At 72.4% G+C, this 14,670-nt stretch carries 12 protein-coding genes; 9 read left to right on the top strand and 3 right to left on the bottom strand.

All coding sequences use genetic code 11. The annotated features are described in order from the left end of the window. Positions 1 to 190: 190 nt before the first annotated feature. Positions 191 to 550, bottom strand: coding sequence for a hypothetical protein (locus ACF1G2_RS22520; RefSeq protein WP_391799969.1), 360 nt, complete (start codon positions 548 to 550; stop codon positions 191 to 193). Positions 551 to 889: 339 nt separating this feature from the next. On the opposite strand from ACF1G2_RS22520, the gene ACF1G2_RS22515 reads away from it, so the two are divergent. The 9 genes from ACF1G2_RS22515 (at position 890) to ACF1G2_RS22475 (ending at position 11,280) form a co-directional block, all read left to right on the top strand. Then, positions 890 to 1,732, top strand: a complete 843-nt coding sequence (locus ACF1G2_RS22515; protein WP_391800213.1) for a DUF2797 domain-containing protein — start codon at positions 890 to 892, stop codon at positions 1,730 to 1,732. Positions 1,733 to 1,868: 136 nt separating this feature from the next. Continuing rightward, the gene (locus ACF1G2_RS22510; protein ID WP_391799968.1) at positions 1,869 to 2,204 is read left to right on the top strand and encodes an antibiotic biosynthesis monooxygenase family protein; all 336 of its coding nucleotides are present in this window, start codon (positions 1,869 to 1,871) and stop codon (positions 2,202 to 2,204) included. Continuing rightward, the gene (locus ACF1G2_RS22505; protein ID WP_391799967.1) at positions 2,191 to 3,084 is read left to right on the top strand and encodes an amidohydrolase family protein; all 894 of its coding nucleotides are present in this window, start codon (positions 2,191 to 2,193) and stop codon (positions 3,082 to 3,084) included. The genes ACF1G2_RS22510 and ACF1G2_RS22505 overlap by 14 nt, the downstream gene beginning before the upstream one ends. Positions 3,085 to 3,124: 40 nt before the next feature. Further along, positions 3,125 to 3,868 (top strand): response regulator transcription factor, encoded by a 744-nt coding sequence (locus ACF1G2_RS22500; protein ID WP_391799966.1) that lies wholly within the window; start codon positions 3,125 to 3,127, stop codon positions 3,866 to 3,868. 8 nt (positions 3,869 to 3,876) lie between these two features. Next, a complete protein-coding gene (locus ACF1G2_RS22495; RefSeq protein ID WP_391799965.1) occupies positions 3,877 to 5,421 on the top strand; it encodes an ATP-binding protein in 1,545 nt (514 codons plus the stop codon). 26 nt (positions 5,422 to 5,447) lie between these two features. After that, on the top strand, positions 5,448 to 6,707 hold the full coding sequence (locus tag ACF1G2_RS22490) for a glycosyltransferase (protein ID WP_391799964.1): 1,260 nt from the start codon (positions 5,448 to 5,450) through the stop codon (positions 6,705 to 6,707). Next, positions 6,704 to 8,869 (top strand): ArnT family glycosyltransferase, encoded by a 2,166-nt coding sequence (locus ACF1G2_RS22485; RefSeq protein WP_391799963.1) that lies wholly within the window; start codon positions 6,704 to 6,706, stop codon positions 8,867 to 8,869. Before ACF1G2_RS22490 ends, ACF1G2_RS22485 begins: the two co-directional genes overlap by 4 nt. A 73-nt stretch (positions 8,870 to 8,942) precedes the next feature. Then, entirely contained in the window at positions 8,943 to 10,454 is a 1,512-nt protein-coding gene (locus tag ACF1G2_RS22480) for an MFS transporter (RefSeq protein ID WP_391799962.1), read from the top strand. 43 nt (positions 10,455 to 10,497) lie between these two features. Then, positions 10,498 to 11,280: a TetR/AcrR family transcriptional regulator gene (locus tag ACF1G2_RS22475; RefSeq protein WP_391800212.1), complete on the top strand. Its 783-nt coding sequence runs from the start codon at positions 10,498 to 10,500 to the stop codon at positions 11,278 to 11,280. A 67-nt stretch (positions 11,281 to 11,347) separates the two neighbouring features. Here ACF1G2_RS22475 and ACF1G2_RS22470 read toward each other — a convergent pair whose 3' ends face one another. Both ACF1G2_RS22470 and ACF1G2_RS22465 read right to left on the bottom strand, forming a co-directional pair. Continuing rightward, the gene (locus ACF1G2_RS22470) at positions 11,348 to 12,151 is read right to left on the bottom strand and encodes a YceI family protein (RefSeq protein ID WP_391799961.1); all 804 of its coding nucleotides are present in this window, start codon (positions 12,149 to 12,151) and stop codon (positions 11,348 to 11,350) included. 110 nt (positions 12,152 to 12,261) lie between these two features. Further along, positions 12,262 to 14,658 carry an MFS transporter gene (locus ACF1G2_RS22465; RefSeq protein WP_391799960.1) on the bottom strand — a complete coding sequence of 799 codons (2,397 nt, stop codon included), beginning with the start codon at positions 14,656 to 14,658 and terminating at the stop codon, positions 12,262 to 12,264. Positions 14,659 to 14,670: the final 12 nt, after the last annotated feature.

Below are 14,670 nucleotides of genomic sequence, written 5' to 3'. Positions count from 1 at the left end.
GAAGCCCGATCGTCGGTTAGGTCCCGGACGAGTCTCCGGGCCGCCCCCGGACAGGTCGGGGATGCCACCATTTCCTTCAGAGCTGGAACCCCCGGAAGCCGACCGCGCGGTGGAGACGATAGCGGCCCTCACTGACAACGGCCTGCTGGTGGCGCGCCATCGTGACAACGCGAAGCGCATCCACGTCGCTCTAGAGCGGTGGTTTCCTGGCAGGCAGCGGCAGCGGCCAGCCAACGCAGGCCACCAGTGCGCTGCGGTCCTCGGTGAGGAAGAGCAGGGTGAACCATGTCCGGTTGTCAGGATCGATCAGCGCTGTGCGCACCGGCCGGCCATGTTCCCTGACGAGCTGCACTGCTCGCTCCAGGCCAGGAGGTTCGTATCCGCGCATCCGCATGCGCTGAAGTCGGTGGCCGAAGACTCCGGCATGCACACCGGTGGGCTGTACCCGCTCCTCCACCGAGTAGGGCGCGCCGCTGCGGAGGGCGGCCAGAGCTCTCACGGACGCCTCGTCATCACCGGTCAACAGCGATTCCAGCACATGACGTTCCATGCTCACCCCCCGTGTGGATCGTGCGGTCGGCAGCCAGGTACAGCAACCCGGGCAACCGCCCCGAACGATAGCGTCCCTCCGGGCACACCCAGCGGCCGGTACCGCAGCCCTGGATGGCCGGCGCCCCCCGCCGACGGAGCTCTGCGGATCCATGGCGAGGCGCTCGTTCCCGACCGGTCCGCCGTCCCGCTCCCGGACGCCCTTCGTGTGTACGCGGCACGGCACGGTGTCCCCATGGCAGAGACCTCGGCGCACGCCCTCCCGCGTCCTGAGACCCGCCGTGCCCCCGTTGTCAGTGGCCCGGAGCAGACTGGTTCCGTGACGTGGCGGTGTGTCGGGATGCGGTGGAGCGGTGGTGTGCCCGGGCTTCGCTGGGACGGTGGGCGGGTGTCCGTGCTCGCGTACGGGCAGCAGGTCGCCTTCCGGGTCGTCGGGCCGCGGCTCTGTCCGGGCGCCCGCGGGAACGCCTGCCCGCTCGACGCGACCGTGCCCGCCCGCGCCACCGGCGGGCAGTGCCCCGAGTGCGCGCGGCTCGACCGGGTCCACTCGGTCGCCGCCGACACGATCGCCGACGACCCCCGGACGTACCGCGTGTATCTCGCCTGGTTCGGGCCCGGGATGACCAAGGTCGGGATCACGGCCGAGGAGCGCGGTGACGCCCGGCTCCTGGAGCAGGGGGCCGTCGCCTTCGGCTGGCTCGGGCGCGGGCCGCTCATGGCCGCCCGCCGGACCGAGGAGCTGCTGCGGCACGCCCTGAAGGTGCCCGACCGGATCCCGTACGCCCGTAAGCGCGCCGCACGGCACGGCCTGCCCGGACCCGAGGCGCGCAGGCGGGAGATCGAGGAGCTGTACGGGCGGGCCACCGGGCTCGCCGGCTGGGCCGAGACCCTGGAGCGGGTGGAGTTCGAGGCGTACGACCATGCAGAGGCCTTCGGGCTCGACGGCCTGCCCCCGCTCTCCGGCACCGTGACCGAACTCGTCGACGGCGGTGTCGTCGCCGGGCGGCTCCTCGCCGCCGCCGGGCCCGACCTGCACCTTCGCGACTCCGCGGGGCGCTGCCTCGCCGTCGACACCCGTGTCGTCCGCGGATGGGGGCTCGTCTCCGCGGACCCGGGGCACCCCGTCACCGTGCCCGTACGGAAGGCCGACACCGACGTCCAGGACGAGTTGTTCCCTCTGTAGCCCGCAGAAGCGCCTCGCGGCTTCCGCAGCGCCTCGTAGCCCCCGTGGGCCTCGTAGTGCCTCTTGCGTAAAGACTTGGATCCCCTTCGGCGGCCCTTATGGACACACCCGCCCCGCCCGGCGGAGGGTGATCCACATGACCCCGAACCTGGTGGCGGGCCTCGAACCGCCCTACTACACCGCTGTCTTCACCTCGATCCGTCCCGACGACCCCGAGGGCTTCGCCGAGACCGATGCCCGCATGCTGGAGATCGTCAGCGGGCTCCCCGGCTTTCTCGGCGCCGAGGGTGCCCGCACCCCGGGCGGCATCGGCATCACCGTCGCGTACTTCCGCGACCTCGCGTCCCTCGACGCCTGGCGGGACAATGCCGAGCACCAGGCCGCGAAGCGTCGCGGCCGGGAACAGTGGTACGAGAGTTACAGCGTCCACATCGGCAAGGTCGAGCGGAGCTACGGTTTTGAGCGCGGCTGACCCGACGCGGCAGCTCGCCCGGCGGCTCGGGATCCCCGGGCTCGTCGACGTCCACACCCACTTCATGCCCCAGAACGTCCTGGACAAGGTGTGGGCCTACTTCGACGCCGTCGGCCCGCTGACCGGTGTGGAGTGGCCCATCACCTACCGCGAGGAGGAGGACCGGCGGGTCGCCCTCCTCCGCGAGTTCGGGGTCCTCGCCTTCACCTCGATGCTCTATCCGCACAAGGCCGGCATGGCCGAGTGGCTCAACAGCTGGGCCGCCGGCTTCGCCGCCCGTACGCCCGACTGTCTGCACACCGCCACGCTCTTCCCCGAGCCGGGCGCCACCGGCTACGTCCGGCACGCCCTCGACTCCGGAGCCCGTGTCTTCAAGGTGCACCTCCAGGTCGGCGGGTTCGATCCGAACGATGTTCTTCTCGACGACAGTTGGGGACTCCTCGCCGAGGCCGGCACGCCCGTCGTCGTCCACTGCGGTTCCGGGCCGACCCCCGGCAAGTTCACCGGGCCCGCGCCGGTCGGGCGGGTGCTCGCCCGCCATCCCCGGCTGCGGCTGATCGTCGCCCACATGGGCATGCCCGAGTACGCCGACTTCCTCGACCTCGCCGAGCGGTACGAAGGCGTCCATCTGGACACCACCATGGCGTTCACCGATTTCAGCGAACGCCTCGCGCCGTTCCCCGCCGCCGAACTCCCCCGGCTGCGCGCGCTCGGGGACCGGATCCTCCTCGGCTCCGACTTCCCGAACATCCCCTATCCGTACGTCCACCAGCTCGACGCGCTCGAACGGCTCGGCCTCGGGGACGACTGGCTGCGCCGCGTCCTGTACGAGAACGGGGCCGCGCTCTTCCCCCAGGTTTCTCAGGGAATTCACAGGTAAGGGAAAGGGAGCTCTCAGTACCCCGGGCCAGCGTGGCGTCATGACTGCCACGAAGCCCCGCGGGCGCGGGCGCACCGACATGCTCCGGCCCGACGGCTCCGCCGTCCGCGTCCTCGTCGTGGACGACGAGGCCTCGCTCGCCGAACTGCTCTCGATGGCCCTGCGGTACGAGGGCTGGCAGGTGCACAGCGCCGGAGACGGGGCCGGGGCGCTGCGCGCGGCACGGGAGTTCCGGCCGGACGCGGTGATCCTCGACGTGATGCTGCCCGACATGGACGGGCTCTCCGTGCTCGGCCGGCTGCGCCGCGAGCAGCCGGATGTGCCGGTGCTGTTCCTGACCGCCAAGGACGCCGTGGAGGACCGGATCGCCGGGCTCACGGCGGGCGGCGACGACTACGTCACCAAGCCGTTCAGCCTGGAGGAGGTCGTAGCGCGGCTGCGCGGGCTGATCCGGCGGTCGGGCGCGGCGCAGGCGCGGAGCGATTCGCTGCTCGTCGTCGGGGACCTGACCCTGGACGAGGACAGCCACGAGGTCACGCGCGGTGGCGAGTCGATCCATCTCACCGCGACCGAGTTCGAGCTGCTGCGCTACCTCATGCGCAATCCGCGCCGGGTGCTCAGCAAGGCGCAGATCCTGGACCGGGTGTGGTCGTACGACTTCGGCGGCCAGGCGAACGTCGTCGAGCTGTACATCTCCTACCTGCGCCGGAAGATCGACGTCGGGCGGGCCCCCATGATCCACACCCGGCGCGGGGCGGGCTATCTCATCAAGCCGGGGGAGTAGACCGACCCATGCGAGGCCCCCGCTCGTGGTCGCTGCGGACGCGGCTCGTCGTCTCCGCCGTCACGCTCATCGCGGTCGTCGCCACCGTGATCGGGGCGGTGACGACGATCGCGTTCCGGTCCTACCTCTACGACCAGGCAGACGGGCAGCTCCAGGGCGTCGCCAACCGGGCCGCCGGGCCGCCGCAGGACATGCCGGTGCCCGTCCCGGGCGGCACCTTCGAGGCGCTCGGATTCCTCACCGGTCCAGGAGCCCCGCTCGGCACGGTCGGCGCCTCGGTCCTGGACGGCGAGCTGCGGGACGCCGCCGTCTCCGAGGAGGAGGAGCAGGGGACGTACGGTCCGAGGTACCGCGCACAGGATCTGGACGCGGCCCAGCGCGCCGCCCTCGCCGCCGCCCCGCGCGACGGCGCTCCGCACACCGTCGAGCTGCCGGGCATGGGCGACTACCGGGTCGAGTACGCCTCCGGGAGCCGAGGGGACTATCTCGTGGGGCTCCCGCTCTCCGACGTCCAGGACACCCTCTCCACCCTGATCCTCGTCGAGGTGAGCGTCACCGGCGCCGGCCTCGTCGCCGCCTCGCTCGCGGGCTCGGCGCTCGTCGGGATCGCGCTCCGCCCGCTGCGCCGGGTCGCCGCCACCGCCACCCAGGTCTCCGAACTGCCCCTGCACAGCGGCGAACCGGCCCTCCACCACCGAGTCCCCGAGGCCGATCCGCGCACCGAGGTGGGGCAGGTCGGCGCGGCCATCAACCGGATGCTCGACCACGTCCACTCCGCGCTCCACTCCCGTCAGCAGAGCGAGACGCGGGTACGGCAGTTCGTCGCGGACGCAAGCCACGAGCTGCGGACGCCGCTGGCCTCGATCCGGGGGTACGCGGAGCTGACCCGGCGCGGCCGGGAGGAGTGCGGGCCCGACACCCGGCACGCGCTCGGACGGATCGAGTCCGAGGCGACCCGGATGACGGGCCTCGTCGAGGACCTGCTGCTGCTCGCCCGGCTGGACGCCGGACGCCCGCTCTCGTACGAGAGCACCGATCTCGCAGCGCTCGTCGTGGACGCGCTCTCGGACGCCCGCGCGGCGGGACCCGAGCACCACTGGCGGCTCGAACTCCCCGACTCCGCCGCGCCGGTACGGGCGGACGCCGCGCGCATCCATCAGGTGCTGGTCAACCTGCTCGCCAACGCCCGCACCCACACCCCGCCGGGCACGCACGTCACCGCACGCGTACGGACGGAGGGCGTCCGAGCCCAAGGAGCCCCCGGCCCTCTCCGCGCCCTCGTCGAGATCGTGGACGACGGCCCCGGCATCCCGGCCGAGCTGCTGCCCGTCGTCTTCGAGCGCTTCGCCCGCGGGGACGCCTCCCGCACCCGCCGTGCCGGCGGCGGCGGCAGCACCGGGCTCGGGCTGGCCATCGTGCGGGCCGTGACGGTCGCGCACGGCGGTGAGGTGACCGTCCGGAGCCGGCCGGGAGAGACCGTCTTCACGGTGGCCCTCCCGGTGGAGAACCGGCACGACTCACAGGCGGGGCACAGGCCGATCACACAGCCGTGACAGCCACCCTGGCGAGGGTCTGTGCCATGCGAACCCAAACGATCGCGGGCACGCTCCCCGCCCGGGACCACCTGCCCGTGGGGACGGCCGGGCGGCCCGTCCTCGATGTGGTGATCCCCGTCTACAACGAGGAGAGGGACCTGGAGCCGTGCGTGCTGCGGCTCCACGACCACCTCTCCCGCACCTTCCCGTACGGCTTCCGCGTCACGGTCGCCGACAACGCCTCCACCGACCGGACCCCCGAGGTGGCGGCCGCCCTGGCGGCGAAGCTGCCCGAGGTGCGTTCGGTACGGCTGGAGCAGAAGGGCCGGGGCCGGGCGCTGCGCACCGTCTGGTCGCACTCGGACGCGCCCGTCCTCGCCTACATGGACGTGGACCTCTCCACCGACCTCAACGCCCTCCTCCCGCTCGTCGCGCCGCTCATCTCGGGTCACTCCGACCTCGCGATCGGCTCGCGGCTCTCCCGCTCCTCGCGGGTCGTGCGCGGTCCGAAGCGGGAGTTCATCTCGCGGGCGTACAACCTGATCCTGCGCGGCTCGCTCGCCGCGCGGTTCTCCGACGCGCAGTGCGGCTTCAAGGCCATACGCGGTGACGTCGCCGAGCGGCTGCTGCCGATGGTCGAGGACACCGGCTGGTTCTTCGACACCGAGATGCTGGTCCTCGCCGAGCGCGCGGGCCTGCGCATCCACGAGGTGCCCGTCGACTGGGTCGACGACCCGGACTCCACCGTCCACATCGTGCGGACCGCGACCGACGACCTGAAGGGCGTCTGGCGCGTCGGCCGGGCGCTCGCCACCGGCTCGCTGCCGCTCGACCGGCTCGCCCGCCCCTTCGGGGACGATCCGCGCGACCGGCGACTGGCGGGCGTGCCCGGCGGGCTGGCCCGGCAGCTCCTCGGATTCTGCGTGGTGGGCGCGCTCTCCACCCTCTTCTACGTGGCGCTGTACTCGTCCTTCCGGCTCGGCATGGGGTCCCAACAGGCCAACGCCGCAGCCCTCCTGGTCTCCGCCGTCGCCAACACGGCGGCCAACCGGCGCCTCACCTTCGGCGTGCGCGGCCGGGACCGTGCCGTACGCCACCAGGCGCAGGGGCTCGTCGTCTTCGGCATCGGTCTCGCCCTGACCAGCGGCTCGCTCGCGGCGCTCGGCGCGGCCACGGGCCGGGCCGACCACTCCACCGAACTCGCCGTGCTGATCGTGGCCAACCTCGCCGCGACCGTCGTGCGGTTCCTCCTCTTCCGGCTCTGGGTCTTCCCGGACACCTCGCTCTCCAGGGACACACGATGACCACGACCACGACTCCTTACGACCCGGCTCTCCCACCGGCCGCGAACGCCGCGTCGTCGCCTCCCGGCGGCCGTCTCGCCCGCCTGTGGCGCGGGCGGGCCGAGGACGCTCCGTGGGTGCGTCCCGCCCTCCTCGCCCTCCTCGCCGTCACCACCGCGCTCTACGCCTGGAACCTGAGCGCCTCCGGCTATGCCAACTCCTTCTACTCCGCCGCCGTCCAGGCCGGCAGCGAGAGCTGGAAGGCCTTCTTCTTCGGCTCGCTCGACGCCGCCAACGCCATCACCGTCGACAAGCCGCCGGCCGCACTCTGGCCGATGGCGCTGAGCGTGCGCCTCTTCGGGCTCGGGTCCTGGCAGATCCTGCTCCCCGAGGTGCTGATGGGGGTGGCGACCGTCGGCGTGCTCTACGCGGCGGTACGGCGCCGCTTCGGCGCGGGCGCCGGCCTGATCGCGGGCGCGGTGCTCGCGTTCACGCCGGTGGCGGCGCTGATGTTCCGCTTCAACAACCCGGACGCGCTGCTCGCGCTGCTGATGACGGTCGCCGTGTACTGCGTGCTGCGGGCGCTGGAGGACGCGAGGGGCGGCGCGAAGTGGCTGGTGTGGGCCGGGGTCGCCTTCGGCGTCGCGTTCCTCGCCAAGACGCTCCAGGCGTTCCTGATCCTGCCGCCGCTGGCGCTCGTGTACGCGGTGTGCGCGCCGGCCGGGTTCGGTCGCCGGATGGGGCAACTGGCGCTCGGTGGGCTCGCGATGGTCGTCTCGGCCGGCTGGTGGGTGGCCCTGGTCGAGCTCTGGCCGACGACCTCGCGCCCGTACATCGGAGGGTCGCAGAACAACAGCTTCCTCGAACTCACCTTCGGCTACAACGGCCTCGGCCGGATCAACGGCAACGAGACCGGCTCCGTCGGTGGCGGTGGCGGTGGCGGTGGCGGGGGCCGGGGCGGCGGCTGGGGCGAGACGGGCATCGGGCGGATGTTCGGCGATGCCGTCGGCGGCCAGATCTCCTGGCTCCTGCCCGCCGCGCTGATCCTGCTCGTGGCGGGTCTGGCGGTCACCCGGCGTGCGTCCCGTACGGACACGGCCCGTGCCGCGTTCCTGGTCTGGGGCGGTTCGCTGCTGATCACGCTGGCCGTGTTCAGCTTCATGGCCGGCATCTTCCACGAGTACTACACGGTGGCCCTGGCCCCGTACGTCGCGGCGCTCGTCGGCATGGGCGCGGGGGTCCTCTGGGAGGAGCGCGGCCGAATCCCCGCCTCGGCGGCGCTCGCGGTGACGGTCGCGGCGACGGCGGTCTGGGCGTACGTGCTGCTGGGCCGGACGCCCGACTGGCTGCCGTGGCTGCGCTGGACGGTCCTGGCCGCCGGCTCGGCCGCCGCGCTCGGGCTGCTCCTCGCGGGTCGGCTCGACCGGCGGATCGGGCTCGGGATCGCGGGGCTCGGTCTGGCGGCGGGGCTCGCGGGTCCCTTCGCGTACACGCTGGAGACGCTGAGCACGGGCCACCAGGGCTCGATCGTGACGGCGGGCCCGGCGGGCGGCGCGATGGGCGGCCGGCCGGGCGGCGGCATGCGGATGCCGGACGGCCAGGGCCAGGTCCAGGTCCAGGGCCAGGTCCAGGGCCAGTGGCCGGGACAGGGCCAGGGTCAGGGCGGCAGGGGTCCCGGCAGCCAGGGCGGTCAGATGCCCGCCGGCCCCGGTGGCCAGGGCCGGCCCCCCACCGGCCAGATGCCCGGCGGCACCCCGCCCCGGGGCATGGAGCGCGGAGGCGTGGGCGGTGGCGGCGGGATGGGCGGCCTGCTCAACGGCGCTACCGTCGGTGCCGAGGCCAAGGCGGCGCTCCTCGACGGCGCCGACGGCTACACCTGGGTCGCGGCGGCCATCGGCGCCCAGAACGCGGCCAGTTACCAGCTCGCCACCGCGGAGCCGGTGATGGCGATCGGCGGCTTCAACGGCAGCGATCCGTCCCCGACCCTGGCCCAGTTCAAGCAGCACGTCGCCCAGGGCAAGATCCACTACTTCGTCGGCGGGGGCGGCATGGGTGGCGGCATGGGCGGCGGGCCGGGCGGCGGAACGGGCAGCGGCTCGGAGATCTCCGCCTGGGTCACGGACACCTTCGAACAGGTCGCCGTCGACGGCTCCACCTTCTACGACCTGACCCGCCAGAAGTAATCGCTATACAGCGTAAGGGAGACCCTTGTACGGTGTACGAGACCTAGTCCCGTACACCGTACAAGGGGGAACCATGACGGCGACGACCGCCGCCTCCTCGCCCACCACCACCGGTGGGCACCCGCAGCGCTGGCTGATCCTCGGCGTCATCTGTCTCGCCCAGCTCACCGTGCTGCTCGACAACACCGTCCTGAGCGTCGCGATCCCCTCGCTGACCTCCGAACTCCACGCGTCCACCACCGACATCCAGTGGATGATCAACGCGTACTCGCTCGTCCAGTCCGGTCTGCTGCTCACCGCGGGCAACGCCGCCGACCGCTACGGCCGCAAGAAGCTCCTCGCCGTCGGCCTCGCGCTCTTCGGCCTCGGCTCGCTCGCGGCCGGACTCGCCGGCTCCACCGGGCAGCTCATCGCGGCCCGGGCCGGCATGGGTGTCGGCGGCGCGCTGCTCATGACCACCACGCTCGCCGTCGTCATGCAGATCTTCGACGACTCGGAGCGGGTCAAGGCCATCGCGCTCTGGTCCACCGTCAGCTCGCTCGGCTTCGCCGGCGGCCCGCTGATCGGCGGAGCCATCCTGAACCACTTCTGGTGGGGAATGATCTTCCTCATCAACATCCCGGTGGCGCTGATCGGCCTGGTCGCCGTCGTGAAGCTCGTACCGGAGTCGAAGAACCCTCAGGGCGAGCGCCCCGACCTGCTCGGCGCGCTGCTCTCCACGATCGGCATGACCGCCGTCGTCTACGCGATCATCACCGGGCCCGAGCACGGCTGGACCTCCGCCGAGGTGCTGGTCCCGGCCGCCGTCGGTGCCGCCGTCCTCGGCGCCTTCGCGCTGTGGGAGCTGCACACCCCGTACCCGATGCTCGACATGCACTTCTTCCGCAACCAGAAGTTCATCGGCGCCATCGGCGGTTCGCTGCTCGTCGTCTTCGGCATGGGCGGTTCGCTCTTCCTCCTCACCCAGCACCTGCAGTTCGTCCTCGGGTACGAGCCGCTGGAGGCCGGTCTGCGGATGGCGCCGCTCGCGCTGACGATCGTGGGTCTCAACCTGACCGGCCTCGGCCCGAAGCTCGTGATGAGGATCGGCACCCCCATGGCCGTCCTGATCGGCATGACGCTGGTCTCCGGCGGTCTCACCTCGATCGCCGTGCTCGGCGGCGGCACCGACGGCAGCTACTGGGGCATGCTCCTCGGCCTGGTCCTGATGGGAGCGGGCATCGCCGTCTCGTCCCCCGCCATGGCCAACGCGATCATGAGCGCGATCCCGCCGGAGAAGGCGGGCGTGGGTGCCGGAATCAACGGCACGCTCGCCGAGTTCGGCAACGGTCTCGGCGTCGCCGTCCTGGGCGCCGTGCTCAACGCCCGGTTCGCCGCCCTGGTCGCCGTCACCGCGACCTCCCTGCCCGCGGCCCTCGCGGCGGCCGGAAGCGAGTCCGAACGGGCGGAGATCTCCGACGCCTTCGCCTCCGGCCTCCAGACCAGCCAGCTGGTCGGCGCGGTCGCCGTCTTCGCGGGCGGTCTGGTCGCGGCGGCGCTGCTGCGCAGGGCGGAGCGGTCCGAGACGAAGGGCGCGGCTGCATAGCATGGTGAAGGACCGCTGACAGGTGAGCGCACGGAGGAACGCGATGGTCAAGGCCGCCGATCGGGCCAAGAACCCGGCGGGTTCCAGCGTGTGGCTCGAACAGCGGGCCCCGCGCAGCGGAGGCGGGCCGGCCGGCCTCGACCGCGAACGGATCGTGGCGACCTCGATCCGGATGCTGGACCAGGACGGTCTGGCCGGTCTCTCGATGCGCAAGCTCGCGACCGAGCTGGGCGTCACGGCGATGTCGCTCTACTGGTACGTGGACACCAAGGACGACATCATCGAGTACGCCGTCGACTCGGTCTACGGCGAGATCGACCTCTCCGCGGTCGACGCCGCCGGGGGGTGGCAGGACCGGGTCCGCGTCCTCGCCCTGGACTACCGGCGGATGCTGGTGCGCCACCCGTGGATGTCGCCGAGCGCGGGCCGGTACCTGAACATCGGCCCGCACGCGATCGCCGTGGGCGCCAAGATCCAGGAGGCGATCGGGGACACCGGTCTGCCGATGCAGCGCCAGCCGAGCGCGATGTCGGCGGTCTTCCAGTTCGTGTACGGCTACGGGACGATCGAGTCGCAGTTCGAGCGCCGGGCGGCCGAGGCGGGGATGTCCCAGGACGACTTCTACGGCGAGTCGATCAAGGCCTTCCGGGACGACCCGCAGTTCACGGAGGCGCTCGAACCGATCGCGGAGATCCTCGACGAACGCGCCTCGCACGGCAGCGTCAGCGACATCTGGGAACGGGACTTCGCGTACGCCCTCGACATCCTGGTCGCCGGCATCGAGGTCATGGTCGCCCGCGAGGGCGGCAGGCCCCAGGGCGTGTAGCCACGGGAACGGGCGGGGGCCGGCGTCACAGGACGCCGGCCCCCGCCCGTACCTCGGGAGGCGGTGCTCAGCCCTCCCGTACCGCCTGGATGTCCAGGGTCACCCGGAGCGTCGCGCCGATCGCCGCGATGCCCGCCGCGACCACCTGGTTGTAGGTCATCGCGAAGTCCTCGCGCCGTAGTTCGGTTTCGGCGCGGAACGCCGCCCGCGTCCCGCCCCACGGGTCCGCGCCCGTCCCCAGGTAGGTGAGGTCCAGCGGGACCTCCCGCGTGACGCCCCGCAGCGTCAGTTCGCCGTTCACGGTCCACCGGTCCGGGCCCGCGGCCCGCAGGGCCGTGGAGCGGTACGTGAGGTCCGGGAAACGGTCCACGTCGAGGAAGTCCGCGGACCGAAGGTGCTTGTCCCGCAGACCGTTTCCGGTGTCGATGGACCCGGCCGCGACGACGGCCTCCACGCGCGAGGCCGGGAGGTCGGGCGCGATCTCGATCCGGCCGGTGAACTCGGTGAAGCGGCCGTGCACACTGGAGATGCCCAGGTGCTGGGCCACGGCGCCGACCGAGGAGTGCGCCGCGTCCACGGTCCACACGCCCGGCGGCGGCAGTTCGGTACCGCCCGTTCGGGCGAGGACGACCGTCCCCACGTCGGCCCGGCCCGTCCCGCCGACCAGCGCCGTACGCGCGTCCGGCGCGTAGCCGAGCGCGGTCACGACCACCGTGTACGCCCCCTGCGCCAGCGAGCCCTCCGCCCGCGCGACGCCGTCCCCGTCCGCCGCCGCCCGCAGGACCTGCGCGCCCGAAGCGTCGGTCACGGTCACCACCGCGTGCTCGACCGGCCATCCGTCGCGGGTCCGTACCTGTGCGTGCAGTCCCATCCGAATCCTCAACCCTCAGTACGAAGAACAGCGGGGCGGCAGGCCGTCCCCATGACTCCTGCCGCCCCGGACCCGGTCGCGCCTCCGCTCGGAGCGCGGCCGGGAGTCGGTCACTCGCCCGGGTGGGCGAGTTCGATGTCGTGGCCGTCGACCCCGGCTCCGGTCACGGTGAGCCGCCCCGCCACCGGCGGGTAGCCGGTCGCGATGAGCGTGTACTCGCCGGTGTCCAGGTCCGCGAAGGCGTAGGCCCCCTCGGTGTCCGTGGTCGCCGAGGCCTTCACGTTCCCGGCCGCGTCGACCAGGGTCACCCGCGCGTCGGCCAGCGGCCGGTGGTCCAGGCCCGCGCGGACCGTGCCGTGGACGACCGCTCCGGCCACGAGGGCCACGTCGAGCCGGGTCGTGCCCTGGCCGCCGATCTCGACGGGCAGCGCCTGCGGCCGGTACCCGGCGGCGGTGACCGCGACCGTGACCGCGCCCGGCACCAGCTCGCCGAAGACGAAGCCGCCGTCCGCGCCGGACTTGCCGGTGGCCAGCACCTCGCCCCGTACGTCCGTGATCACGACCATCGCCCCGTCCACGGGCGCGCCGCCCTCGGCGGAGGTCACCGTGCCGCTGAGCCCGCTGGTGCCGGTCAGGAGCACGTCGTGGCCGAGCGGTCCGTCGTGGACGACGACCGTGGAGGCCTGCGGCTGGAAGCCGTCGGCGGAGGCGATGAGGACGTACGAACCGGCAGACGGCGCGTCGAGGGCGTACCGGCCCTCGCCGTCGACGACCGCGCGGCCGAGCTGCTGCCCGGCGAGCGAGATCAGCGTGAGCGTCGCGCCGGCGAGGTCGGTGCCCTCGGCGGTGCGGACGGTGCCGCCGACGGTCAGGCCGGTGGAGACGGCGACGACCGTGTCGGCCGCCGGCTCCTCGGTGGTGACCGGGGCTTCGTCGGCCTTGGGGGCCGAACCGCTCTTCAGGGCGACCTCCTTGATGAACAGCGTCACCAGGAAGGCGAGCAGCGCGAAGGGGGCCGAGTAGAGGAAGACGTCGCCCACGCCGTGGCCGTACGCGTCCTCCATGACGGTACGGATCGGGGCCGGCAGCTTGTCCATGTCGGGGATGCCGCCGCCCGTGCCGCCGCCGCCCATGGCCGCGGCCTTCGGGCCGAGCGCGGCCATGCCGTCCTGGACGTAGTTCGTGACCCGGTGGGCCAGGATCGCGCCGAGCGCCGAGACACCGATCGCGCCGCCGAGCGAACGGAAGAAGGTGACGACGGAGGAGGCGGAGCCGAGGTCGGCCGGGGCCACCTGGTTCTGCGTGCAGAGCACCAGGTTCTGCATCATCATGCCGAGGCCGAGACCCATGACGCCCATGAAGAGGGCGATGTGCCAGTACTCCGTGTCGTAGCGGATCGTGCCGAGCAGGCCGAGTCCGCCGGTGGTCAGGGCGCCGCCGCTGACCAGCCAGGCCTTCCAGCGGCCGGTCTTGGTGATGACCATGCCGGAGACGGTCGAGGAGACGAACAGACCGGCGATCATCGGGATCGTGAGGACGCCGGACATCGTCGGCGACTCGTTGCGGGCCAGCTGGAAGTACTGGCTGAAGAAGACCGTGCCGGCGAACATCGCGACGCCCACGAAGAGCGAGGCGACCGAGGCGAGGGTGATGGTGCGGTTGCGGAAGAGGCGCAGCGGGATGATCGGTTCGCTGGCCCGGGACTCGACGAGGACGAAGAGCGCGCCGAGGACCACGGAGCCGCCGACCATCGCGGCCGTCTGCCAGGACATCCAGTCGTACTTGTCGCCCGCGAAGGTCACCCAGATCAGGAGGAGGGAGACGGCGGCGCTGATGACGAAGGCGCCGGCCCAGTCGACCTTGACCTTGCGCTTCACGACGGGGAGCTTCAGCGTCTTCTGCAGGACGAGGAGCGCGATCAGCGCGAAGGGCACGCCGACGTAGAAGCACCAGCGCCAGCCGAGCCAGTCGGTGTCGGTGATGACGCCGCCGAGCAGCGGGCCGCCGACGGTGGCGACGGCGAAGGTGGCACCGAGGTAGCCGCTGTACCGGCCGCGCTCACGCGGGGCGATCATGGCGGCCAGGATGATCTGGGAGAGGGCGGTCAGACCGCCGACGCCGATGCCCTGGACGACACGGCAGGCGATGAGCATGCCGGTGTTCTGGGAGAGACCGGCGACGACCGAGCCGGCGACGTAGATGACCAGGGCTATCTGGACGAGCAGCTTCTTGGAGAAGAGGTCCGCGAGCTTGCCCCAGAGCGGGGTGGTCGCGGTCATCGACAGAAGTGCGGCCGTGACGACCCAGGTGTAGGCGGACTGGCCGCCGCCCAGGTCGGTGATGATCTGCGGGAGGGCGTTGGAGACGATCGTCGACGACAGGATGGCGACGAACATGCCGAGCAGCAGCCCGGAGAGCGCCTCCATGATCTGCCGGTGCGACATGGGCGCACCGGCAGCGGCGTGGCCGCCCGCCTGCGTTGGCGGGGCGGGTGTGGTCGTGGCCATGAACGTCCTTTG

It is taken from the genome of Streptomyces sp. NPDC013457 (assembly GCF_043089925.1).
Taxonomy (GTDB): Bacteria; Actinomycetota; Actinomycetes; order Streptomycetales; family Streptomycetaceae; genus Streptomyces.
Note: the sequence above shows the minus strand (reverse complement) of the source record. Positions and strands in the feature narration are given on the sequence as shown.

What these genes read in the sequence shown, in the direction of transcription:
- ACF1G2_RS22520 (WP_391799969.1), bottom strand. Translation starts at nt 550, where the DNA reads ATGGAACGTCATGTGCTGGAATCGCTGTTGACCGGTGATGACGAGGCG.
- ACF1G2_RS22515 (WP_391800213.1), top strand. Translation starts at nt 890, where the DNA reads ATGCGGTGGAGCGGTGGTGTGCCCGGGCTTCGCTGGGACGGTGGGCGG.
- ACF1G2_RS22510 (WP_391799968.1), top strand. Translation starts at nt 1,869, where the DNA reads ATGACCCCGAACCTGGTGGCGGGCCTCGAACCGCCCTACTACACCGCT.
- ACF1G2_RS22500 (WP_391799966.1), top strand. Translation starts at nt 3,125, where the DNA reads ATGACTGCCACGAAGCCCCGCGGGCGCGGGCGCACCGACATGCTCCGG.
- ACF1G2_RS22495 (WP_391799965.1), top strand. Translation starts at nt 3,877, where the DNA reads ATGCGAGGCCCCCGCTCGTGGTCGCTGCGGACGCGGCTCGTCGTCTCC.
- ACF1G2_RS22490 (WP_391799964.1), top strand. Translation starts at nt 5,448, where the DNA reads ATGCGAACCCAAACGATCGCGGGCACGCTCCCCGCCCGGGACCACCTG.
- ACF1G2_RS22485 (WP_391799963.1), top strand. Translation starts at nt 6,704, where the DNA reads ATGACCACGACCACGACTCCTTACGACCCGGCTCTCCCACCGGCCGCG.
- ACF1G2_RS22480 (WP_391799962.1), top strand. Translation starts at nt 8,943, where the DNA reads ATGACGGCGACGACCGCCGCCTCCTCGCCCACCACCACCGGTGGGCAC.
- ACF1G2_RS22475 (WP_391800212.1), top strand. Translation starts at nt 10,498, where the DNA reads ATGGTCAAGGCCGCCGATCGGGCCAAGAACCCGGCGGGTTCCAGCGTG.
- ACF1G2_RS22470 (WP_391799961.1), bottom strand. Translation starts at nt 12,151, where the DNA reads ATGGGACTGCACGCACAGGTACGGACCCGCGACGGATGGCCGGTCGAG.
- ACF1G2_RS22465 (WP_391799960.1), bottom strand. Translation starts at nt 14,658, where the DNA reads ATGGCCACGACCACACCCGCCCCGCCAACGCAGGCGGGCGGCCACGCC.